This window comes from Macrococcoides caseolyticum (genome assembly GCF_002902665.1).
GTDB classification, from domain to species: Bacteria; Bacillota; Bacilli; order Staphylococcales; family Staphylococcaceae; genus Macrococcoides; species Macrococcoides caseolyticum.
In genome coordinates this window covers 1-1,272 of the sequence record NZ_PPRM01000047.1, presented here as the reverse complement: position 1 = coordinate 1,272, position 1,272 = coordinate 1, and the positions used below count along the sequence as shown (strand labels likewise).

At 30.1% G+C, this 1,272-nt stretch carries 1 protein-coding gene; it reads left to right on the top strand.

What is annotated here, in order from left to right; genetic code table 11:
- Positions 1–86 precede the first annotated feature (86 nt).
- Positions 87–1,228 (top strand): IS3 family transposase gene (locus CD152_RS07325; protein ID WP_103214581.1). Its coding sequence is split into 2 segments (ribosomal slippage): positions 87–366 and positions 366–1,228, totalling 1,143 coding nucleotides; the frame shifts between segments, so codons are not numbered across the junction.
- Positions 1,229–1,272: the final 44 nt, after the last annotated feature.

Below are 1,272 nucleotides of genomic sequence, written 5' to 3'. Positions count from 1 at the left end.
TGCGCTAACCCCATGATGTGGGATTAAAATAAAAACACTTTCGTTGAATTCATATTAAAATGAATTTATACGGAGGTGTTTTTTCTATGAAAAGAGTGGCATATTCAGTTGAAATAAAATATAAAGTAGTAGAAATGAAACTTAAAGGATATAGTACAAGAGAAATAATGGATGCTTTAAATATTAAAAATGAATCTCAAGTTAAAGTGTGGTGGAAATGGTATAGAAATGGGGAAACACATAGATTCAATCAACAAGTAGGTAAACAATATTCCTACGGAAAAGGAAATGAAGAATTGAGTACTGTTGAGACGCTAAAAATTGAATTAAAGCGCAAAGAAGTAGAAAATGAAATTTTAAAAAAATACAAGGAATTGGAAAGGAAGTGGTCCCAGAGGTAGTTGTTGAATTAGTAAATGAATTGAAATCTAAATATACAGTGAAAGTCATTTTAGAAACTTTAGATATTCCAAAATCAAATTATTACAGATGGAAAAACAAAGATTTCAGTATATCTGAGGATGAACGAGAAATTATAGAACTATGTAAGAAACATCGTTTTACATATGGTTATAGAAAAATAACTGCCTTGTTAAATAGAAAAAATAATAAACCAATTAATCACAAAAAAGTACAAAGGATTATGCAAAAACATAATTTAAATTGTAAAGTACGAATGAAAAAATCGAAAAGACCAGGGAATGCATATTATAAAACACATAATCTATTAAATAGAAACTTCAAAGCAGAGAAACCTTTAGAAGTACTTTTAACAGATATCACTTATTTACCCTTCGGGAATACAATGTTGTATCTTTCATCTATCATGGATGCTTACAATGGTGAAATTGTGGCATATAAAATCGGTAATAAACAAAATCAAGAATTAGTAAATGAGACATTAAAACAACTTCAATTGGAACCAGGTACTATATTACATAGTGATCAAGGAAGTGTTTATACTTCTTATGAATACTATGCCCTATGTACAGAAAAAGGCATTACCAGAAGCATGTCCCGTAAGGGAACGCCAGCTGATAATGCCCCAATAGAATGTTTTCATGCCTCTCTAAAGTGTGAAACATTCTACTTAAACAGTGAGCTTAGAAGCTCTAATACCATTGTAATAGATATTGTCGAAAATTACATTGAAAACTATAATAAAGTTAGAATTCAACAAAAACTAGGCTACTTATCCCCTATAGAATATAGGAAATTAGCAGCCTAGAAAATAGTGTTTTTATTGAGCTCCCTTAGTAAGGGTGCAGTGCC